We start from the raw sequence: 21,550 nt of genomic DNA on the forward strand, positions 1-21,550 counted from the left end.
AGGTGTAAACAGGCGTAATTCCCGGTGATTTCCGTTTCTATTATAAGCCACAAAGTTCTACCTTTGCACGCATGAGTCAAGCATACAACAGAATCCTGGTTACAGCAGCCTTACCATATGCCAACGGACCAGTACACATCGGGCACCTGGCCGGATGTTATCTGCCTTCCGATATATATGTTCGTTTTCAGCGTGCCCGCAAGCAAGATGTTAAATTTATCTGCGGCACAGATGAGCATGGTGTACCTATCGCTATACGTGCGATGAAGGAAGGTGTAAGCCCACAGGAGGTTGTAGACAAGTATCATAAAATTATCGGCGACAGCTTTGCCGGTATGGGTATCTCATTCGATATTTTTTCCCGTACCACAACAGATGTACACCGCCAGACCTCACAGGCTTTCTTCCGTAAGTTATATGATGATGGCCTGTTTGAAGAAAGAGAAAGTGAACAGTATTTCGACGAGGAAAAGCAAACCTTCCTGGCCGATCGTTATATCGTAGGTACCTGCCCGATCTGTAGCAATGAGAATGCCTATGGCGATCAATGTGAAAAATGCGGCAGTACCCTGTCTCCGGAGCAACTGATCAACCCGAGAAGTGCCCTGAGCAATGCCGTGCCGGTAAAGAAAAAAACCAAGCACTGGTATTTTCCGCTGAATAAATATGAAGATTTCCTGAAAGAGTGGATCGTAGAAGGTAAAAAAGACGAATGGAAATCGAATGTATATGGACAGTGTAAAAGCTGGCTGGATAGTGGTTTGCAGCCACGTGCCATGACCCGTGACAGTAACTGGGGTGTACCGGTTCCTGTAGAAGGTGCAGATGGAAAAGTGCTGTACGTGTGGTTTGATGCACCGATCGGTTATATCTCTGCAACCAAAGAATTATTACCACAAAGCTGGGACGATTACTGGAAAAAAGAAGATACCAAACTGGTACATTTTATCGGTAAAGACAATATCGTATTTCACTGTATCATCTTCCCTGCCATGCTGAAAGCACATGGTGGATATATCCTTCCTGAAAATGTTCCGGCAAATGAATTCCTGAATATTGAAGGAGACAAAGTTTCTACCTCCCGCAACTGGGCGGTATGGATCGACGAATACCTGAAAGACTTCCCGGATATGCAGGATACCCTGCGCTATGTATTATGTGCCAATGCACCGGAAACCAAAGACAATGACTTTACCTGGAAAGACTTCCAGACCCGCCATAACAGCGAGCTGGTAGACATCTTCGGTAACTTCATCAACCGTGCTATGGTACTGATGCATAAATTATGCGATGGCAAAGTTCCGGCTTATCATGAAGCAGAAAAGACCGATCTGGATATCAACATTATTAAAGATATACAGGCGGCAAAACAAAAGATTGAACAATCTATTGAACATTATAAATTCAGAGATGCCCTGTTCGAGGTAATTGATATTGCCCGTAAAGGAAATAAATATTTACAGGAAGTAGCGCCTTGGACACTGGCCAAGACGCCAGAGCTAAAAGCAGAAAACCAGGCCAAGATCGATAACTGTCTGCACATCGCCTTACAGCTGACGGCTAACCTGGCCATTTTTGCCAACCCGTTCCTGCCGTTTACCACTAAGAAAATCTGCTCTATGCTGACGGTGGTGGATAAAATGCTGGAGTGGGAGAATGCAGGTAGAATGGATCTGCTGCGTAAAGGTTATCCTTTGCGTGCACCGGAATTATTGTTCCGTAAGATCGATGATGCCGAGATTGAAGCACAGAAAGAAAAATTACAGGCCAATGCGAAGCAATCCGTAATACTGGCTCCTGAAGCACCGGCAGAGCCTGTTGCTCCGGAACTGAAACCTGTTATCGAATTTGATGATTTTGCCAAAGTAGAACTGCGTGTAGGTACCATCCTGCAGGCAGAAAAAGTGAAGAAAGCAGATAAACTGCTGCAACTGGAAGTAGACCTGGGCTTTGAGAAAAGAACTATTGTATCGGGCATTGCCCTGCACTACCAGCCGGAAGAGGTGATCGGCCAGCAGGTTGTAGTGGTGGTAAACCTTGCTCCGCGTAAGATGAGAGGCATTGAAAGTGCAGGTATGATCCTGATGGGAGAAGATGCAGAAGGTAAGCTGGTCTTCATTTCCCCGAAAAATATAGTGAATAGTGGTGTTGAGGTAAAATAGAAGCGCGTACAAAAAGAATAATGATTGCAACATTAATATCAGATTTTGGAAACAAAGACAACGCAGTAGCGATAGCCAAGGGTTTGATCCTGAAATCAAATCCTGAGTTAAGGCTTATTGACCTTACGCATGAGGTAGCCCCTTATGATTTGTTGCAATGCAGCTACCTGCTGAACAGTGCTTTCCGTAATTTCCCGGAGCGCACCATTCATATATCCATGTTTGATATCATGCACCAGAATCCTTCCCGGATCCTGTTTGCATTGCTGGAGAACCAGGTAATCATCAGCGCAGATAATGGAATGTTCACCTTTACCTTTCCCCATAGCGATATTAAGATATGGGAGTACCGGGACAGTGAGTCGGCCAACTATATAGAATGGTTGCGCAAAGCCTCACAGCTGATACACGAAATGCATGCCGCCAATTTTCATTTCGAAATGCTGGATGCATCCATATGCACCCCGGAAGTACAGACGACACCATTAAGGGCCAAGGTAAAAGAAAATCAGCTGGATTGCCATGTAATCCATATTGATCGCTTTGGCAATGTAGTATTGAATATTACCCGTGAAGATTTTGAAGCTTGCCGTAATGGCCGCCGTTTCAGCATCCGCATCCCGCGTAATATACCTGTTACACAGCTGAGCCATAATTATAATGACGTCATACCAGGCGAGCGTTTATGCCTGTTCAACAGTGCCGGATACCTGGAAATCGCTATCAGAGAGGGTTCTGCGGCCCAGTTGCTCGGACTTGAATTGTTTAAAAAAGACCAATTGATCTATAACATTATCCCTATAGAATTCTCATGATGATCCGTATTGTAAAGATGACTTTTGTGCCGGAACGTGTACCGGAATTCCTGGAATTATTTGCAGCGCGTAAAGAACGCATTCGTAATCAGGAAGGCTGCAGTCATCTGGAACTGCTCAAAGATATTGCACAGGATAATGTGTACTTTACCTATAGTTACTGGGACGGACCGGAATACCTGGAGCAGTATCGCTGCAGTGATTTTTTTGCCGATACCTGGAAGCATACCAAAGCATTATTTGCTGATAAAGCACAGGCCTGGTCGGTGCGTCAGGAAGTAGTACTTGATTAAGAATTTTAATAAAATATAATGGGCGCCATTGGCGCCCATTATATTTTATGCTACATTTCAAAGTATTCCAGGATATGCTCTTTGAGTAATTGCTCCTGGCCACCAAGTGTTGTTTCCGGTACCGGTATCAGCTCTTCAAAGTGCGGCCAGCCTTCATCATCAAATCCGGATAGCTGATAATAGCCGCTTTTGCTGAGCAGGGTACATACTGCGATGTGCATCAGGTCTTGCTTCTGCTCTTTCGAAAATTTAATCTTAGGCAGTCTGCCATTATATTCATTTATACCGATCAGGTATAAAATCGCTTCCATATTGGGCAATTTGCCAAAACGCTCTGTCAGCATAGCTTCCAGGGCTGTCCAGCGCTGTGTTATAGTATTATCTTTATGATCCATTAAATATATGCTTATCCGGCAAAGATACATCATGCTGCATTATACGCGGGTGAGGATTCTGATCCTGTTTTTTTTGAAAAAAAGAGTTTAAATTTTTGTATTCTCAAAAATGTGTATTATTTTCGCTTCAGATAATTGCTAATGAATCGTCCTTGTTTGCTTCATACTACACATAAAAACATTTGAGCATTAGCGTTATCGCCCATCTTACCCCCCTATGTTTATATAGTTGAAAAGAGAGTCGCTTGTGCCCCCTGCACAGCGACTTTTCTTTTTGTGTGCCTACTGCGCAAGCGCCCCCGGATATAACAGCATACCCCTTCTGTCTTATATATACATCATTTTAAAATATTTTATTCTCAATATTGTAAAATAAAATAAAACACTCTATATTGTGAAAAATAAGTCCATAGACCCGATAGCATACTGACGAAAAAGGGTAGGAGAGCGCCCGCCGAAAAATGGACTACAGATATTGTGCCTTGTAGGAACCGTGCATTACAACAGTAAAACAAACCGGTAATATTGCCGCTCTAATAATTAAAATTTAGTAGCAATGATGAAACAACACAACACTGTGCAGTCATTCAACACCAATGACCGGGCCACTCCTCTGTGTGCCACTATGACATCAACAAACCCTGCCTCCTCCGGACTCCGCAAGTGGTTGCGTAAAAGCCTTCGCTTTGGGCTGCTTGCCCTGGGCCTGTGCAGTGCACAGCAACAGCTAAGCGCACAAACCCCCATTTCCCTGAGTCTTCTCTACAATCCAGATAATTTAAAACATTATGCGACCAGTCAGATGCTCAATAAGGATGAGTATGCTATGGCGGGTACGGCATTTGACTATGCCGGAACAATCGGTGATAACGCGGTACATCTGCTGGTATTCGATCCTTCCGGAAGCCCCATGGTTTCGCAGTTCTATAATGATCCCGGATATGATGAGCGCGTAAAAGGCGTGCACTATCTGAATCCTAACGATGTGGCTATTGTGGCTACCAGAACGGCTTTGCCCTGGACTCCAGGTCCGAGCGGTATCGAAGTGATTCGTGCTGATGCAGCTAATGGCATGCAATTTTCAACGCATGTAATTGAATCGCCTTTCCCCGGACAGGATTACTGGCCTACGGGTAGTATGCTGTATGGCAATGGTCGCATCTACATATGTGGTTATATGACACCATCCATGCCACCAGGTGTATATCCTGACTTCTCTACCCCTAAAACGGCATTTGTACTGATCTACGATATTGCTTCCAATGTGGTTGCTGCCATGAATACCTATGACTGGCCGGCCGGAGGTAATGATTATGATATCCCGCACCGTATGAAGATCATGAGTAGTGGCGATATCTGGGTCGGAGGGATGTGTAATGACGGTGCCGGTGGCCAGGCTATGATGAACCTGCAGATCGATGGTGCACTGAATATGATGAAGGATGCACCGATACAGCAGGCTACACTGACCAATTACCTGAACACCAGTTTCGATTTCTGGGAAGATCCTACTAATCCATCGGTGGCCTACGTATTCGGTAACTTCTGTTTTAACCTGAACGCCAGTCAGATGAACCTCTTCCCTACATTCTTAAATGTGACCACGATAGATATCGGTACATTTATACCACCGCCAGGTGCCAATAACCAGGCCTGGATGGGGCAGATAGATTACTGCTGGGGTACCAATATTGTAAGAGGTAATTCCAACAACACTCTTATCCTGAGCGGCTTCCAGAGCAATTTTGCCTGTGGCGGTCAGGCTTTCCCTACCTCGCAGGATAATGTAAATCCTTACCTGGCTGAACTGATGCCGATAACTACATCTTCAGGAGATATCATCATCAATACCAATTACTGGGTAACGATAGAATCTGCTGCAGGTACGGGTTCCCGCTCGCTGGACCCGAACAGTTATTATAACCTGGGTAATGCACCGAGCAACCTGGTATGGGGACCGGTTACTACCGTAAGGGATAATGGCATGCTCACAGACGACATCGTTTTAAACACACCGATATGGAATAAATTTACTAATGTACTGAACCCGAAATACCTGCGTACCGATAAAAACGGAGATCCGGCTTGTAAGTTTAGTATGTGTATGCCATACTTCCCTAATGCACAAACGATGAGCCCGGGCAATATCGTTACGTTTTCAGGCTATAGCTGGAATGAGTATAACACTATGGTGCCTGATGGTCCTTTGCCGCTGAGTATGAAACTGGATTGTAACTCTGGTTACTTCAGTGATAACCGCAGCCTGAAAACTGCTCCAAATGCACTCGCTGTATCTGTTTTCCCTAACCCGGCACAGGATATCATCAGTCTGCAGTTTAATGGTACGGTAAATGATAATGATGCGATACAGGTAAATATTACAGATGTAACCGGCAAAGAGGCTACAGTGTTGTATCGTGGTACAAAAGCGGCGATGAGCAGTCAACTGAAACTGCCTCAACTGGCCAAAGGTACCTACCTGATCACGGTATATCAGAATACCATCAAGCTGAAATCGGTACCAGTTGTTATTAAATAACAGTCATCACTAAAATAAATTCAAACAACAAGCCGGCAATCGAAGATTGCCGGCTTGTCTTATTCCAAACATTATATAGCCTTCCCTGGAAAGGGCAAGCCAGGTTATACAAACAAGGATTATATGATACGTATTTTCTTTACTTTAATTGCAACGAGTCCTTTCTTGCTGGTCATGGTATCAAAGACCACCTTGTCAGACTGCTCAATTTTATCGACCAGCCCAGAGGCATGGACGAAAATATCTTCATTACTGTTTTCTGGTTTAATAAACCCAAAGCCTTTCTCCGGGTGAAAAAATTTTACGGTTCCTTCTTGCATGATTTTTTGTTTTTAATTTGAATAAATAGTAGTGTGTATGATTGTGCGTAAATGATTTATTATGGTTTTAGAAAAGTAAAAAGCCCCTGGAAAGGAGCTTTTTAATCCCTACCCAAAAATGCAATTGTCATGCGTCAATAATTATTGAAAAAGCCTTTCCAAGTACGTCAATAGATATACAGCAACATATGCCAATATCATTCCAAACTAAAAATTGTTTGATAATCAATTATTTATATATTGTATTGTATAATTTGATGTGGAAAAACAATACCCAATCGGGAATTTTCTACACCATAAATTGTGGAAAGAAACAGGAGTAATGCTAATGAAGGTTTAACGAATTTGTTGCTCCGGACTTTGGTATCTTTACAAAGCATTTATATCAAATAATATTTCTACATGAAAAAGCTTTTACTCATGGCTGCTATCCTCATTTCCGGCTTATCTGCCCAAGCGCAGTTGAAAGCAGTTCGCTATACCGATGGTACCCAGGCCCTGAAAGGAGAGGTGACCGCAAATGCCGGCAAGAAGCTACCCGGAGTATTGATCCTTCCTGCCTGGAAAGGAATTGACGAAGAAGCCCGCGCGGCAGCCTTAGCATTGCAGCAGCAAGGATATATAGCCTTTATAGCAGATATTTACGGAGAAGGAAATGTTCCGGCAGACAATACTGCGGCATCAGCAATAGCCGGAAAGTACAAACAAGATTATGCAGCCTATCAGCACCGCATCAGTCTCGCGCTGGATCAGTTGAAGAAAGAGGGCGCCCTGCCTGAAAAAATAGCTGTAATCGGGTTTTGTTTCGGCGGCAGCGGTTCGCTGGAAGTAGCCCGTGCAGGCTTTCCTGTAGTAGGGGTGGTGTCTATACATGGTGGACTGGCTAAGGCCGCAGACCGTCCGAACGGACCCATCAATACCAAAATACTGGTAGAGCATCCGGCAGAAGACAAAAGCGTTCAACCACAGGATCTGGCCAATCTGGTCACTGAAATGAACGAGGGCCGGGCCGACTGGCAGCTGATCACTTATGCGCATAGTAAGCATACCTTCACCGACCCTAAGTCTCCCGACTATAACGAAACGATGGCTAAAAGAGCATGGCAGCACACCTTATTGTTCCTGAAAGAAATATTACAATAGCATTTAAGAGATAAAAAGAAATAGTGAAGTATGGCGAAGCGCAAGCGTGCAACAGAATACGCAATAGTAGATATTGAGACTACCGGAGGGAATGCCCGCGGTAGTCGTATGACCGAGATCGCCATTATTATACATGATGGTACAAACGAACTCGAAAGATGGGAGTCACTCATCAACCCTGAAAAAGACATTCCCTATTACATATTTGCCCTAACCGGCATTAATAATGAAATGGTAAAGGATGCACCTGTATTCGGTGACCTTGCCCCGGCCGTTTATGCCTTATTGAAAGACCGGGTATTTGTAGCCCATAATGTAAACTTCGATTATTCCTTCATCAAACATCAGTTAGAAGAAGAAGGGTACGAATGGGCCGCACCAAAGCTCTGCACCGTGCGCATGGCCCGAAAAATAAGACCGGGACTGCCTTCTTACAGCCTGGGCAGACTCTGCGATAGCCTCGATGTACCCATCACAGACCGCCACCGTGCAGGGGGCGATGCCACTGCGACAGCGATATTGTTTCATAAATTACTGGACTGGGATACTGATAAGATCATAGAAGGCATGATTAAGAAAAGTGCCCCGGATCAGCGGCTGCCACCTAACCTGGCACCAGAATATGTGCAGCAGTTACCTCAATGTCCCGGCGTATATTATTTCCATAACGATGCCGGAAAAGCCATATATGTAGGCAAAGCCGTCAACCTGAAGAAACGGGTCATTCAGCATTTTACCGGTCATAACATTAATCCTCAGCGGCAGCATTTCCTGCGCGAGATACATAGCATTTCTTTTGAACCCTGTGCGACTGAGTTGATGGCCTTGCTGCTGGAATGTATAGAAATCAAAAGGCTGTGGCCTGCGTATAACCGTGCCCTGAAACGATTTGAGCCTAAGTATGGCATATTCCGTTATACTGCTATGAATGGCTATGAATACCTGGCTATTGGTAAACTGGCCAAGGGGCAGCCCTCCATTGCTGTATTTAACCGGGAATATGATGGCGTAAAAATGCTGCGTACACTGGCCGAGACCTATCAGCTCGATTTTCGCTTCTGCAAATTCGGAAAGGCATCTTATATAAAACATATGATAGATATGCCGGAGGAAGAGGAACTGCCGGACATGCAGGAACATAATGAAAAAGTAGACCTGGCTATTGCAGGCTGGCATGAACAGCAACCTTCATTTGCCATACTGGACAAGGGTAGGGCAGCCGGAGAGCAAAGTTGTATTTGGGTAGAACGTGGCCATTTTTATGCCATGGGCTATATCGATGAGCAGGTACAGTTTACTACATTTGAAGACCTGCGTGCTATGCTGAAACGCTATTATGGCAATCATTACATGATGCAGCTGATTCATCTGCATGCAGCAAAACATCCCGCCAAAGTGAAAAGCCTCATACCGCAGCATAAGGCTGCAGAAACATATGTTTTGCCAGAGCGCGCCGGCCTGTTATTCTAAATGAGGCCGCATTCAGGAAACAATATTCATTACTTGAAAACGACACTCATCTCCTGTTGTGCACATGGCCTGCGTGCGCTGTACATCCTTACACCGTAAAAATACCTTCTTTATAAAATGCATAGCAGGTGGCCCCTGCTGGTATACGACCCGTATCCAGACCGGTGAAGCGGCTGAAGGCCGGTAAGATCAATTGATGCGGAGTAACTACATAACAAGGGAAGCGCATACGCTGCCGGGTATGGAACATAACATCTACACCTGGATGAATATGGCCTGAAACTACAAATGGTACAGGATACTGTACTGCATCGTGCGAAAAGGTAATGCCCGCTATATTCAGTTCATCATACACCTCCTGTATACCTATAGCACATAACTGATCTTCAGACAGGCGGTCATGGTTGCCACGGATAAGGGTAAAAGATACCTGCTCGTGTTTATGCGTTAGTGCTGTAAACAGCAGGACCTCTTTATTGGCACCGGCATGTACCAGGTCGCCTACCACGATGACCTGCTCTGCCGCAAAATGATGAATCAACGTATCCAGCCGCTCCAGATCCTGCAGGGCCAGTTGTACGGGCATGGCAATACCATTACGCCGAAAGTGCGCCGCCTTGCCCAGGTGTAGGTCCGACAGGATCAGTGTCTTTTGCCGCTCCCAGAAAAGTGCTGCCTGGTTGGTTAAAATAAATTGCTCCTGCAATACAGGAATGTTTTGCTCTATCAGTCTCATCTTCTTTTTTTCGGGCTGCGTACTCCGCTCTGTTGCAGCTTCTGTATACGGGTACTGAGGTCTTCGCTGGTCAGGGACTGGCGCAGGCTGTCTACCTTTATGGGAAAGCTGAGCGGAGAGTAACTGTTCATACTTTTATAAATAATGGTACTCTTATTGATCCGTTTGAATGTAGCAATGAGCCGATGCTCCTCCAGGTGCTGGTTAAATACTTCCATATAAGCCTGTCGCAATAAGAGATTGCCGGGATCATGCTCTTCAAACACATTGAACATGAGACCGGAGGAGGATTGTAATGATTTATTGCTTTTCTGTGCACCGGGATAGGTTTGTATCACCAGGCCGGAGATCACAGCAATATCCCTGAATTTGCGCCGGGCCATTTCCGTCGCATTAATGCTGGTAAACACATCATCCATCAGGTGATCGGTACTCAGTATCTCCCTTAGCTGATCCTCATCCAGTTTGATTTCCGAATCGGAAAACAATTCAAATCCGTAATCGTTCATTGCCATAGAAAAGCTGATCGGGTAGTAGCGGCTGATGCGGTAAGCCACCAGTGCGGCCATCACCTCATGGATCAGACGCCCCTCGAAAGGGTACATGAATAAATGAAATCCTTCTCTTGTCTTAATGGATTCGACCAGGAACTCATCTTCGGCCGGGATGTGTGATAGCGCGCTTTGCTTGTCAAACAAGGGTTTGAGAAACTTCAGCTCTTTTTCGCTGCGATCAGGATTGCGGGCTAGTGCCAGTTTCTGTCTCAGGAAGTAGCTCAGGTTAGAACTCAAGGGCAATCGGCCCCCCAGCCAGCTGGGCGTAATGGCCTTGCCGGAAGAGGACCGTACATATACCGTCATTTCCTTGGAGCGCACCAGTTCCAGCACACGGCCCGCCAGCCGGAACTTATCGCCGGCTTTCAGTTTGGAAATAAAATATTCTTCGATCATGCCCACATAGCCACCAGATACGAATTTCACCCGCATCATGGCATCACTCACAATCACACCGATATTCATCCGGTGCAGCATTGCAATACGCCGGCTGGTAACCACCAGCATATTATCTTCTCGCCGGACCACTTTATGATACTCCTCATAGTTTGCACCAATAGTACCGCCAGTAATGATGAAATCAATACACCAGCGCCATTCGCTTTCTGTCATCTCAGAAAAAGCGAAGGTTTGTTGGATAACCGGAAACAAATCTTCTTCCTTAAAACCACCGCCCAGGGCCAGTGTAATGAGAAATTGTACCAGCACATCAAAGGTCAGCACCATAGGATCTCTGTGCTCAATTGTCTGCGTTTTGACGGCCTCTTTGAGTGCTGCTGCTTCAATCAATTCCAGCGAATGCGTCGGTACAAAATAGATAGTCGATACTTCAAAAGGGGAGTGGCCACTACGGCCGGCCCTTTGCATAAACCGCGCAACCCCTTTGCTGGAGCCAATCTGCACCACTGTATCTACCGGTTTGAAATCTACACCAAGGTCGAGGGAGGATGTAGACACCACAGCCTTCAGGTATCCGCTACTCAAACTATCTTCGATCCATTGTCTTAGTTGGCCTTCTATCGAGCTGTGGTGCAGGGCCAGCAGTCCCGCAAAATCGGGATAGGCATCCAGCAACAGCTGGTACCAGGCCTCGCTCTGGCTGCGGGTATTGGTAAATATAATGGTGGAGCGGCTTTGGTTGATGATCGGTACCACCTGGTATACCAGCCTTGCTCCGAGATGCCCCGCCCAGGGCAGTACCTCTACCTCATCCGGGAATACCGGTATAATTTTTATCTTCTTCTTTTCTTTGGCCGTAATCTTCTTTTTTCGATCGGTATGTGGCAGCAATACCTCCATCGCCTCATCCAGGTTGCCTATAGTAGCAGTGATGCCCCAGGTGCGGATGTCCGGATAAACATGTCTGAGATAGGCCAGTGCCAGTTCCGTCATAACCCCTCTTTTGCCACCCAGCAATTCATGCCATTCATCAACAGCAATACATTTCAGGGTTTTGAAGAAACGCTCGCGGCCCTTCTGTGCCAGCAACAGGTGCAGGCTTTCGGGAGTGACGATCAATATATCCGGCATCATGCGGCTCTGTCTTGCTTTTTGCTTAATGTCCGTATCTCCGTTGCGCACCTCTACCGTCCAGTCCAGCCCTATCTCATTTATAGCCTCCTGCATCGCGCGGGAAAGGTCCTTGGCCAATGCCCGCAAAGGAGTAACCCATAAGAGTTTCAGCCCGTCTTTATACGCCTCCGGGTGATTCATGAAATCGATGAGCACACCCAGGAATACCGAGAAGGTTTTACCGAATCCGGTTGGCGCCACAATCATACCGCTATACCCATCGGCATACGCCTGCCAGGCCTCCTTCTGGAAGCTGAATGCAGTATTGCCTTTGGCCTGCATCCATTCGGCTACGATGCTGTAGCCCTGTGTATGGATTAAGCGTTTGCTCACTAACGGATCATTTTTTTGATTTCTTCTATATCATCAATCTCTGCGGCGGTCTTGTCTTTGCGCCATCGGGCAATCCTGGGGAAACGCAGGGCCACACCGGATTTGTGCCGGTTGCTGAAGCTGATGCCTTCAAATGCAATCTCAAATACCAGTTCCGGTTTTACTGTACGCACCGGCCCGAATTTTTCAATCGCGTGCTGGTTGATGTAGCGGTTCACTTCCTGTATTTCTTTATCTGTAAGTCCGGAATAGGCTTTCGCAATAGAGACCAGCTCATCACCTTTGCGTACGGCAAAGGTATAATCGGTATAATACGCACTTCTGCGTCCGCTTCCTTTCTGGGCATAGATCAGCACGGCATCTATGGTGTATGGATCTATCTTCCATTTCCACCAGTCTCCTTTCTTTCTGCCGGTATGGTAAGGCGAGTCTTTATGTTTCAGCATCAGGCCCTCACTGTTGACCGAACGCGATTCCTGACGTATAGATTTCAGTGCTTCCCAGTCCACTGCTGCGATCGTATGGCATAGCATTAATGGACCGCCGGCATACTGGCGCAACAACTCTTCCAGCATGGACCGCCGTTCTTTTATGGGTAGATTTCGCAGATCCTTTCCATCCAATTCCAGCAGATCATAAACAAAGCAAACAACCGGTAATTCCTGCAGCATTTTAGCACTGATATTTTTCCGGTTCAGCCGCTGTTGCAGTGCACTGAAATTGAGGACCTGTCCGTCTTTGAATACCAGTAATTCCCCGTCCAGCACAACATTGACCGGCCATTGCAAGAGGGCTGCTTTGATCTCCGGAAACTGCTCTGTGATCAGCTCCTCGCCCCGGGACCAGATAAATACTTCATCATTTCTTCTGATCAGTTGCCCGCGGATGCCATCCCATTTATACTCTACCTGCCAGTCCTGCACAGGGCCCAGTTCTTCCGGTTCTTTCTCCAGCGGATAGGCCAGGCAGAAGGGATAAGGCTTGGATAATTGTGTATCGGTATAAGCTCCCTGTACCAGCTCATCGAACGTTACTGCGTCCATCTGCCAGTCCCCCATAATGCTATGGGTAACGGCATTGGCCTCCATGTTATAATACCGGGCCAGCGCATTGATAAGGGTCTGGGCCGATACACCCAGGCGAAAACTACCGCCCAGTAATTTGTTGAAAATAAATCGTTCTGTATGTGTAAGGCTGCGCCAGGCTTCGGTTACAAAAGTTTTCTTCTCTGCTTCTGTGGCCTTGTCCAGCGTGGCAATCTGCTGCATCCATTCCGATAAGGAGCGTTCGGTATACTGCTCCGGTGCGGGTAAGATCAGAGATATGGTTTCTCCCAGATCACCGACAGAGCTGTAAGACTCCAGGAAGAGCCATTCCGGTATACCGGCAATCTCCATTGCCCATTGCCGCATCAAAGCTGTATTGACATTGCGTTTGGGCCGCTTACCGGTGAAGAGTGCCAGTAGCCACATTTTATCACCCTCCTCTGCCTCTGCCAGGAAATGCATCAGCGCTTCCAGCTTAAGATTGGTCTTGTTTGTACTATCGAGTGCATTGATCAGTGTTGCAAAAGTTTTCATAGCAGGCCGGTTATGAAGGTTCAACAGATTCCTCTTCTTCTCCGAAGCGGGTAGTGACTTCTTCCGCTGCGATCCCGATTTCGTTGAGGTATTTAGTGAATACAGCCGTCTGGCCGTGGGTTACATATACTTTCTCCGCTCCGGTTGCTTTAACCGTATCGAGCAGGCCTGGCCAGTCGGCATGATCGCTGATGGCGAAACCCGCATCGGCACTGCGCCAGCGGCGTGCACCACGTACCTGCATCCAGCCGGAGCAGATCGCATTGGCCATATCCGGTATCTTGCGGGTTACCTGTGCATCCAGTAAGGACGGGGGCAGGATAACAATATCCTGTGCCAGGTGCTTGACATCCTCCCGCAAATCAGCGATTGCATAATCCGGTAATTGTATACCGGCACTTTCGTAAGCCTGGTTGAGCACCGCAATGGAGTAATGTACATGTATAGGTGCTATGCCCTCCAATGCTTTCATAATGCGCTGCGCTTTGCCCAGCGAGTAACCAATGAATACCGAAGTCTTACCATTGGCCCTGTTACCGGCTACCCATTCCTGCAGCTGGGTGTGTTGGGCCGCTACGCTCTGCCAGTTGTAAATGGGCAATCCGAAAGTGCTTTCTGTAACAAACTCATGGCAACGCAGGATCTCCAGCGGGTCGGACAGGCCATCATCCTGTACCTTATAATCGCCGGAGACCACCACCACATATCCCTTGTACTCCATGCGTACCTGGGCCGAACCGATGATGTGCCCTGCAGGATGCAGCGATACTTGTACACCATTGATCGTTACTGGCTCGCCGTAAGCAATGCCTTGCACAGCAATATCCGTGCCCAGACGACTTTTCAGGATAGGTACAGTGTAGTGATGGCAGAGGTATTTTTTCATGCCCCAACGGGCATGGTCTGAATGTCCGTGTGTGATGACAGCCAGATCAACCGGTTTCCAGGGGTCAATGTAGAAGCCTCCGGGAACACACAATATACCTTTAGGGGTGAATTGGAGCATATAGTGGTGTCGGATTAATTGTTGCCATGAATGTACTTATTATTTCTCATGGTGATAGGAATCCGGCAATTAAAATTATGATAAAAAGATACCGGCATGCGATGGATGAGGGTTCAAATTATTTCATTATAAATGACTGGTATACACCGATTTTAACATTAGGAAACAAATGAATTTTGTACCTTTAAAGACAAGCTGTCTTAAACCTCACTTTGTCCATTTGTGCCGCCTGGTATATGAGTTCTATAGATTGGATGATAAAAAATAAATGATCGTATTTCATCACTTATAATATTATTTTTTATGAAAGCAGTACGCTATTTCGGACATAAAGATGTCCGTGTTGTCAATGACCTGGAAAAGCCCACCCCGACAGGAGATGAAGTGTTGCTGAAGATCGGAGGAGCAGGTGTTTGTCACTCAGACCTGCACATTATTGATGAAGGTATCATTACCGGTATTGTATTTACCTTGGGGCATGAAAATGCAGGTTGGGTAGAAGAAGTAGGCCCGGCAGTAAAAGATTATAAAAAAGGGGATGCAGTGCTGGTCTATGGCCCATGGGGCTGCGGGCACTGTAAGCCTTGCCAGCAATCTAAAGAAAATTATTGTGATCACCAGTCCGAAATGGCTTTTGGTGGCGGGCTGGGTTTAAATGGTGGTATGGCAGAACACATGCTGGTTCCCTCTTCCAGACTACTGGTACCCATCCATGACCTGGATCCCGTAATTGCGGCCCCGCTTACCGATGCGGCACTGACGCCATATGCTGCGATCAAGCGTTCTTTGCCTAAATTAATGCCGGATGAGTTTGTGGTTGTGATTGGTGTAGGCGGCTTAGGCCATGTGGCTTTACAGATCTTAAGAGAGATGACTGGTTCTACCATTATCGCCTGCGATATTACCCAGGAGCGCCTGGATTTTGCCAAAGAACTGGGTGCATCTTATACCGTAAACTCCAAGGACAGCGATGCGGCAGAGCAAATACAGAAGATCACGGGTATTCAGAAAGCGAAAGCGGTGATCGACTTTGTGGGGTCAACATCGACTATTGAGCTGGGCACTAAAATTGTAGGCCTGGATGGCGACCTGACCATCGTCGGCCTGGGCGGCGGACATTATGAGTATAATATGATGGGCATGCCTTTCGGGGTGAATATGACCAACCCATACTGGGGCTCCCGTGCCGAGCTGATAGAGGTGGTAGGTCTGGCTCGCCAGCAAAAAATTCATATTGAAGTAGAGCGTTATAAACTGGATGAGGCCGTAGCGGTATATGATAAGCTGCGTAATGGTCAGATCAAAGGACGTGCCGTACTCATCCCTTAAAAGAAAATTGTGTTTTGAATATTAAACAAAGCGCTGATGCCATGCATCAGCGCTTTGTTTTTGTACGCACTATAGATTTGATCTCTTCCAGGGCACTCAGTACGCGATCCATATCTGCGTTGCCTTTAGGGATCTCCCTGGTTGTATAGGCATAATACTCCCATATCTCCCTTACCTCACCTGCAGGAACGGTATAGGGCTCATATAGCTCGTTCAGGGAGCGGCATTCCAGATTACCCTCTTCGCTCAGGGTGATGGATTTAAACACAATATCCTGTGTACCGCTCAGCACCACTACAGCCAGTGTGTCCGGTTTCAGTGTATGCCAGTCCTGTACAAAGCGCCCGGTAATATCGGTGCCGTCCGGGAAGGGTAGCATAGAATCGCCCGTAATCGGAAATGTGCGATAGGTACCGGTTCTGGGCAGATTAGGAATATTGTATTTGGGCAATTCTGCTATATACTCCTGGTCGCTGTAGCCCCCGGAGGCATAGCCGGCGCGCGCTTTGATCGGTACATACTCCACGTTTTCATGATCTGCGCGATCAACTGATACGGCCAGCACCCGCAGGTTTCCGCCTTTGATATAAATATCATTCCCCGCTTCCAGTTCCCTTACCTTAAATTCTCCCAGTTTGCGAAGGTCAATCTTCAGCAGGGTATCAATACTGATGTGGAAGAATGCAGAAATATTAACATAGTCTTCGGGTGGTGGTGCCTTGGTTGTTCCGGCCTCCAGTGCAGCCAGCTTAGAGCGGGTAATAGCAAGGATTTGCGCCAGTTTTTCCTGGTTCAGTTTCTTGCGCTCCCGCAGATATTTCAGGTTGGTGTTGAAAAATATATTTTGCGTTGTATGATTCATTTGTTATTATTGGTATCGTAGTATTGTTATTAATAGTAACAAATGTAGCAAATAAAATTGATATGTGATGGACAGACATATTGTACACTGTGACCTGGATACCTTTTTTGTATCTGTAGAGCGGTTGCTCAATAGTGACCTTGAGGGTAAGCCGGTACTGATCGGGGGGGCAGGTGACCGGGCTGTAGTGGCCTCTTGCAGTTATGAGGCCCGCCAATTCGGAATACACTCTGCTATGCCTATGAAGCTGGCACGGCAGTTATGCCCAGATGCGATACTGGTGCGGGGCGATCATGATCTGTATAGTACATTTTCCAATACCGTAACCGAGATCATAGAGGAGTGTGCGCCGATAGTAGAGAAAGCCAGTATTGATGAGCATTACCTGGATATATCGGGCATGGACCGCTTCTTCGGCTGCTGGAAATGGACACAGGAACTGCGTGCCCGTATTATGAAAGAAACCGGACTGCCGATCAGCTTTGGCCTATCGGTCAATAAAACGGTAAGTAAGATCGCTACGGGAGAGGCCAAACCCTGCGGAGAAAGGCAGGTCGCAGATGGTACGGAAAAACACTTCCTGGCACCGCTTTCCATTCGCAAAATTCCTATGGTGGGAGAGAAGTCTTATACGGCCCTGCGCAATATGGGCATCTCTAAAATACATACCCTGCAGCAGATGGAGGTCTTTACCCTGCGACAGGTGCTGGGTGAGAACGGTGTTACCATCTGGAACAAGGCCAATGGCATGGACAATAGCATGGTTGTGCCTTTCCGCGATCAGAAGTCGATGAGTAAAGAAAATACCTTTGAGGCAGATACCATTGATATGGATCGCCTGCGTAAAACCCTTGCCGGTATGGTCGATGCCCTGGCATTTGAACTGAGGAGGGATGGAAAATTAGCAGGCTGTATAACCCTCAAGATCCGCTACTCCAATTTCGATACACATACCCAGCAGGTGAAGATCCCGTATACCAATTCCGATAAGCATATCGCAGAAAAAGTACTGGAGCTGTTTAAAAAACTATATAGCCGACGTATGCTCATTCGCCTGATCGGAGTTAAGCTTAGTAACCTGATCACGGGCAGTTACCAGATCGATATCTTTAATGATACCATGGAAGAGATTCACCTGATGCAGGCTATGGACCAGATCCGCAAACGCTTTGGTGCGGATTATATCCAGAAAGGTATCTGTGTTCCTGATCTTAAAAATCCGAAACATGTTAGTCAATCTGCATAGCAATTTCAGCCTGCGCTATGGTACATTCAGCCTGGATGAACTGGTCGATGGAATCATTGCCGCCGGGTATGACAGTGCGGTGCTGACGGATATTAATAACAGCAGCGGTGTGGCCGATTTTATCATCAAGGGGAAAGATAAAGGATTACATGTGCTGGCCGGAATGGAATTCCGTAACGGAGATCAGTTACTGTACATCGCTGTAGCCCGCAATACATCCGGTTTTCAGGAGATCAACGCCTTTCGCACTGAGGCTAATAAACTGAATATACGCCTGCCGGAACGGGCCCCGGAATTCAATGAAGTATTCATCATCTATCCTTATGGAAGTATTGCGGTTAGAGACCTGCGGGACTATGAATATATCGGCATCCGTCCCGAAGAGCGTAACCGTATTGTACTGGAGCCTAAGAGCCATCATGAACGATATGTAATCCTGGCACCGGTCACCTTTGCCGCTGGTGATTACACGCTGCACCGCCAGCTGCGGGCGATCGATAATAATATCCTCATCTCCCAGCTGGAGCCGGAGCAGGTGGCCAGTGCAAAAGAAGTCCTGATCCATAAAAATGAACTGCGGGAATTGTATAAGGAGCTACCGCTACTCCTCGCCAATACAAACCGGCTGTTGTGGCAATGCTCTTTTGAAATGGACTTTAAGCAGATCAAAAATAAAGAAACCTTTACCGGAGATCGGTATGCCGATAAGGAGTTGCTGCTGAAATACGCTATGGAAGGAATGGAGCGGCGTTACGGTGCATCTGATGCGCTGGCACAGGAACGGATCAAGCGGGAACTGGAGATTATTGAAGGGCAGCATTACGGGGCTTATTTCCTGATCACAAATGATATCTGCCATCATGCGCGCAGCCGGGGTTTTCACTATGTGGGACGGGGCTCTGGTGCTAACTCTGCAGTGGCTTATTGTCTGGGTATTACCGATGTAGACCCGATCGCACTGCATCTGCCCTTTGAACGGTTTCTGAATCCGAAGCGCAAGAATCCACCGGACTTTGATATTGATTTCTGCTGGAATGAACGGGATGAAATTTACAAATACATGTTTACTAAATACCCGGAAGGGCATGTGGCCCTGATGGGTGCCATGAGTACCTTTCGTTCGCGCAGTATCCTGCGTGAGCTGGGTAAAGTATATGGCCTGCCCAAGGGTGATATAGACCGGCTGGTGATGGAGCCGGAGCATATGCTGAACAAAAATGAGATTACGAATACGATCCTGAGTGTGTACAACCGCATGGCCGACTTCCCTAACCAGCGTACGATTCATGCTTCCGGTGTACTGATCTCGGAGCAGCCGCTGACCTGCTATTCTGCCCTGGACTATCCGCCCAAAGGCTTGCCCACTGTACAATACGATATGTACGTGGCTGAGGATATAGGTTTTGAAAAATTTGATATCCTCAGCCAGCGGGGGCTCGGCCATATTAAAGATTGCCGGGAACTGGTGCGGCAGAACAAAGGAGCAATCATCAGTACCGATGATCCTAAACGCTTTTTTACTGATCCTAAAATTGTAGCGCAGCTAAAGAGTGCCAATACCATCGGTTGCTTTTATATAGAGAGTCCTGCGATGAGGCAGTTGCTCTCCAAACTGCAATGTGATAATTACCTGACGCTGGTTGCGGCCTCTTCTATCATACGGCCGGGGGTGGCCTCTTCGGGTATGATGGCTGAATATATTAAGCGGCACCATGATCCCGGAGCGGTGCAGTACCCGCACCCGGTATTTAAAGAACAACTGGAAGAAACGTACGGAGTAATGGTGTACCAGGAAGATGTGATGAAGATTGCCAATGCATACGGGGGGCTCGATATGGCTGATGCGGATGTGCTGCGTAGGATGATGTCTGGTAAATACCGGCACTGGGATGAGGTGGTCAAAATAAGGGAACGATTTTTTGAAAACTGTAGTGCAAAAGGATACGAAGAGGCAACCAGCCTGACGATATGGAAACAGATGGAAAGCTTTGCAGGCTTCTCTTTCAATAAAGCGCACAGTGCCTCTTTTGCGGTAGAGAGTTACCAGAGTTTATTCCTGAAGACCTATTATCCGCTGGAGTTTATGGTGAGTGTACTGAACAACTATGGTGGTTTTTATAACCGTAAAGTGTATGTAACCGAAGCCCGCCGGGCAGGAGCCAATATATGCCTGCCTTGTGTGAATAAGAGTGTGTTTAATACCACGATTTACGATAAAGATATTTACCTGGGTTTTGATGGATTGCTGAACCTGGAGGCACGGCTGGCCCGGAAGATCCCTGAGGAGAGAATGCAGAACGGACCGTATACGAGTCTGGATAATTTTGTACTCAGAACCGGTGCCGGGCTGGATCAGCTGGTGGTACTGATCCGTACCGGTGCATTTCGTTTTCTGCATGCGGGCAAGAAGGAACTGCTTTGGGAAGCACACCTGTTACTGAGCGGCAGCCAGAAAGAGCAGCAGAAAGGAATGGTACTGTTTGAGTCGCTGAGCCGAAAGCCGGTATTGCCCCAGCTGGAAAGTTCGGTACTGGAAGATTATTATGATGAGCTGGAGTTGATGGGCTTTACCGTATCGGGCAGTATGTTTGACCTGGCCCGCTCTCCTTACCGGGGCGATTGCCGTGCGGCAGAACTAGTGGCCTTCGAAGGAAAAACAATCCGCATTGTAGGGGATTTTGTGGCTGATAAAACGGTACAGACGCGTCAGAAGAGTTATATGAAATTCGGTACTTTCTTTGATGAGGAGGGCACCTTTTTTGATACCGTTCATTTTCCGCAGACATTGGGCCAGTATCCCTTAAGAGGCGCCGGTTTGTATTTGCTGGAAGGAAAGGTCGTATTGGATTTCGGATATCCTGCACTGGAAATATTCCGCTGTGCGAAGATGCCACTGAAAGCCGATCCACGAAGCGAATAAAAACGAAAAGGCAGCCGGTAAGTATGGCTTTATCATTAATCTGCACTTTTACTCCACTATTTTATCACATTGAATTTACGGGAAGTACTTCCTTTATTCGTTTGAATATGGATCATGTGTTTTAGTTGATTATTGACATATAAATAAGCGTCTTATGTGAAAGTTTCGCTATGTCAACAAGCCTGTCCACACTCGTTCGGCAGACGTAAAATCAGGAAGTTTTTGAGGCATGGTTTTATATATCAACTATAATTAGCTCAAACAGGCTACACACA

The 21,550-nt window shown here is 46.8% G+C and carries 16 protein-coding genes; 9 read left to right on the forward strand and 7 right to left on the reverse strand.

Features of this window, described 5'->3' with window-relative positions; translation table 11 throughout:
- Positions 1-71 precede the first annotated feature (71 nt).
- From metG to EMP01_RS14645, 3 genes are read left to right on the forward strand one after another with little or no spacing between them, the layout of a single operon-like run.
- A complete protein-coding gene (metG, locus tag EMP01_RS14635) occupies positions 72-2,162 on the forward strand; it encodes a methionine--tRNA ligase (protein ID WP_129022304.1) in 2,091 nt (696 codons plus the stop codon).
- A gap of 20 nt (positions 2,163-2,182) precedes the next feature.
- Positions 2,183-2,977, forward strand: a complete 795-nt coding sequence (locus EMP01_RS14640) for an SAM hydrolase/SAM-dependent halogenase family protein (protein ID WP_129022305.1) — start codon at positions 2,183-2,185, stop codon at positions 2,975-2,977.
- Positions 2,974-3,270, forward strand: coding sequence for a putative quinol monooxygenase (locus tag EMP01_RS14645; protein ID WP_129022306.1), 297 nt, complete (start codon positions 2,974-2,976; stop codon positions 3,268-3,270). Before EMP01_RS14640 ends, EMP01_RS14645 begins: the two co-directional genes overlap by 4 nt.
- Positions 3,271-3,320: 50 nt before the next feature.
- On the opposite strand, the gene EMP01_RS14650 is transcribed toward EMP01_RS14645, so the two are convergent.
- On the reverse strand, positions 3,321-3,665 hold the full coding sequence (locus EMP01_RS14650) for a hypothetical protein (RefSeq protein WP_129022307.1): 345 nt from the start codon (positions 3,663-3,665) through the stop codon (positions 3,321-3,323).
- Between the two features lie 556 nt (positions 3,666-4,221).
- On the opposite strand from EMP01_RS14650, the gene EMP01_RS14655 reads away from it, so the two are divergent.
- Entirely contained in the window at positions 4,222-6,204 is a 1,983-nt protein-coding gene (locus tag EMP01_RS14655) for a T9SS type A sorting domain-containing protein (RefSeq protein ID WP_129022308.1), read from the forward strand.
- 119 nt (positions 6,205-6,323) lie between these two features.
- On the opposite strand, the gene EMP01_RS14660 is transcribed toward EMP01_RS14655, so the two are convergent.
- On the reverse strand, positions 6,324-6,524 hold the full coding sequence (locus EMP01_RS14660) for a cold-shock protein (protein ID WP_129022309.1): 201 nt from the start codon (positions 6,522-6,524) through the stop codon (positions 6,324-6,326).
- Between the two features lie 402 nt (positions 6,525-6,926).
- Here EMP01_RS14660 and EMP01_RS14665 point away from each other — a divergent pair, with 402 nt between their 5' ends.
- Positions 6,927-7,667 carry a dienelactone hydrolase family protein gene (locus tag EMP01_RS14665; RefSeq protein ID WP_129022310.1) on the forward strand — a complete coding sequence of 247 codons (741 nt, stop codon included), beginning with the start codon at positions 6,927-6,929 and terminating at the stop codon, positions 7,665-7,667.
- A 30-nt stretch (positions 7,668-7,697) separates the two neighbouring features.
- Complete coding sequence (locus EMP01_RS14670) at positions 7,698-9,137, forward strand: exonuclease domain-containing protein (protein ID WP_129022311.1); 1,440 nt, start codon at positions 7,698-7,700, stop codon at positions 9,135-9,137.
- Between the two features lie 88 nt (positions 9,138-9,225).
- Here EMP01_RS14670 and pdeM read toward each other — a convergent pair whose 3' ends face one another.
- From pdeM to EMP01_RS14690, 4 genes are read right to left on the reverse strand one after another with little or no spacing between them, the layout of a single operon-like run.
- On the reverse strand, positions 9,226-9,873 hold the full coding sequence (gene pdeM / locus EMP01_RS14675) for a ligase-associated DNA damage response endonuclease PdeM (protein ID WP_129022312.1): 648 nt from the start codon (positions 9,871-9,873) through the stop codon (positions 9,226-9,228).
- Positions 9,870-12,332 carry a ligase-associated DNA damage response DEXH box helicase gene (locus EMP01_RS14680; protein WP_237559549.1) on the reverse strand — a complete coding sequence of 821 codons (2,463 nt, stop codon included), beginning with the start codon at positions 12,330-12,332 and terminating at the stop codon, positions 9,870-9,872. Before EMP01_RS14680 ends, pdeM begins: the two co-directional genes overlap by 4 nt.
- Positions 12,332-13,912, reverse strand: a complete 1,581-nt coding sequence (locus EMP01_RS14685; protein WP_129022313.1) for an ATP-dependent DNA ligase — start codon at positions 13,910-13,912, stop codon at positions 12,332-12,334. The genes EMP01_RS14680 and EMP01_RS14685 overlap by 1 nt, the downstream gene beginning before the upstream one ends.
- 10 nt (positions 13,913-13,922) lie before the next feature.
- Positions 13,923-14,918, reverse strand: coding sequence for a ligase-associated DNA damage response exonuclease (locus EMP01_RS14690; protein WP_129022314.1), 996 nt, complete (start codon positions 14,916-14,918; stop codon positions 13,923-13,925).
- Positions 14,919-15,221: 303 nt separating this feature from the next.
- Here EMP01_RS14690 and EMP01_RS14695 point away from each other — a divergent pair, with 303 nt between their 5' ends.
- Positions 15,222-16,247: an NAD(P)-dependent alcohol dehydrogenase gene (locus tag EMP01_RS14695; RefSeq protein WP_129022315.1), complete on the forward strand. Its 1,026-nt coding sequence runs from the start codon at positions 15,222-15,224 to the stop codon at positions 16,245-16,247.
- A 46-nt stretch (positions 16,248-16,293) separates the two neighbouring features.
- Here EMP01_RS14695 and EMP01_RS14700 read toward each other — a convergent pair whose 3' ends face one another.
- Positions 16,294-17,109: an XRE family transcriptional regulator gene (locus tag EMP01_RS14700; protein ID WP_129022316.1), complete on the reverse strand. Its 816-nt coding sequence runs from the start codon at positions 17,107-17,109 to the stop codon at positions 16,294-16,296.
- 67 nt (positions 17,110-17,176) lie between these two features.
- Between EMP01_RS14700 and dinB the strand changes: the two genes are divergently transcribed.
- Both dinB and EMP01_RS14710 read left to right on the forward strand, forming a co-directional pair.
- A complete protein-coding gene (dinB, locus tag EMP01_RS14705; RefSeq protein WP_129022317.1) occupies positions 17,177-18,355 on the forward strand; it encodes a DNA polymerase IV in 1,179 nt (392 codons plus the stop codon).
- A complete protein-coding gene (locus EMP01_RS14710; RefSeq protein WP_129022318.1) occupies positions 18,336-21,275 on the forward strand; it encodes a DNA polymerase III subunit alpha in 2,940 nt (979 codons plus the stop codon). Before dinB ends, EMP01_RS14710 begins: the two co-directional genes overlap by 20 nt.
- Positions 21,276-21,550 lie beyond the last annotated feature (275 nt).

Source organism: Edaphocola flava, from assembly GCF_004118155.1.
Taxonomy (GTDB): domain Bacteria; phylum Bacteroidota; class Bacteroidia; order Chitinophagales; family Chitinophagaceae; genus Edaphocola; species Edaphocola flava.

Excerpts from the sequence above, each read along its gene's own strand:
- metG (WP_129022304.1), top strand. The coding sequence starts at position 72 with ATGAGTCAAGCATACAACAGAATCCTGGTTACAGCAGCCTTACCATAT.
- EMP01_RS14640 (WP_129022305.1), top strand. The coding sequence starts at position 2,183 with ATGATTGCAACATTAATATCAGATTTTGGAAACAAAGACAACGCAGTA.
- EMP01_RS14645 (WP_129022306.1), top strand. The coding sequence starts at position 2,974 with ATGATGATCCGTATTGTAAAGATGACTTTTGTGCCGGAACGTGTACCG.
- EMP01_RS14650 (WP_129022307.1), bottom strand. The coding sequence starts at position 3,665 with ATGGATCATAAAGATAATACTATAACACAGCGCTGGACAGCCCTGGAA.
- EMP01_RS14655 (WP_129022308.1), top strand. The coding sequence starts at position 4,222 with ATGATGAAACAACACAACACTGTGCAGTCATTCAACACCAATGACCGG.
- EMP01_RS14660 (WP_129022309.1), bottom strand. The coding sequence starts at position 6,524 with ATGCAAGAAGGAACCGTAAAATTTTTTCACCCGGAGAAAGGCTTTGGG.
- EMP01_RS14665 (WP_129022310.1), top strand. The coding sequence starts at position 6,927 with ATGAAAAAGCTTTTACTCATGGCTGCTATCCTCATTTCCGGCTTATCT.
- EMP01_RS14670 (WP_129022311.1), top strand. The coding sequence starts at position 7,698 with ATGGCGAAGCGCAAGCGTGCAACAGAATACGCAATAGTAGATATTGAG.
- pdeM (WP_129022312.1), bottom strand. The coding sequence starts at position 9,873 with ATGAGACTGATAGAGCAAAACATTCCTGTATTGCAGGAGCAATTTATT.
- EMP01_RS14685 (WP_129022313.1), bottom strand. The coding sequence starts at position 13,912 with ATGAAAACTTTTGCAACACTGATCAATGCACTCGATAGTACAAACAAG.
- EMP01_RS14690 (WP_129022314.1), bottom strand. The coding sequence starts at position 14,918 with ATGCTCCAATTCACCCCTAAAGGTATATTGTGTGTTCCCGGAGGCTTC.
- EMP01_RS14695 (WP_129022315.1), top strand. The coding sequence starts at position 15,222 with ATGAAAGCAGTACGCTATTTCGGACATAAAGATGTCCGTGTTGTCAAT.
- EMP01_RS14700 (WP_129022316.1), bottom strand. The coding sequence starts at position 17,109 with ATGAATCATACAACGCAAAATATATTTTTCAACACCAACCTGAAATAT.
- dinB (WP_129022317.1), top strand. The coding sequence starts at position 17,177 with ATGGACAGACATATTGTACACTGTGACCTGGATACCTTTTTTGTATCT.
- EMP01_RS14710 (WP_129022318.1), top strand. The coding sequence starts at position 18,336 with ATGTTAGTCAATCTGCATAGCAATTTCAGCCTGCGCTATGGTACATTC.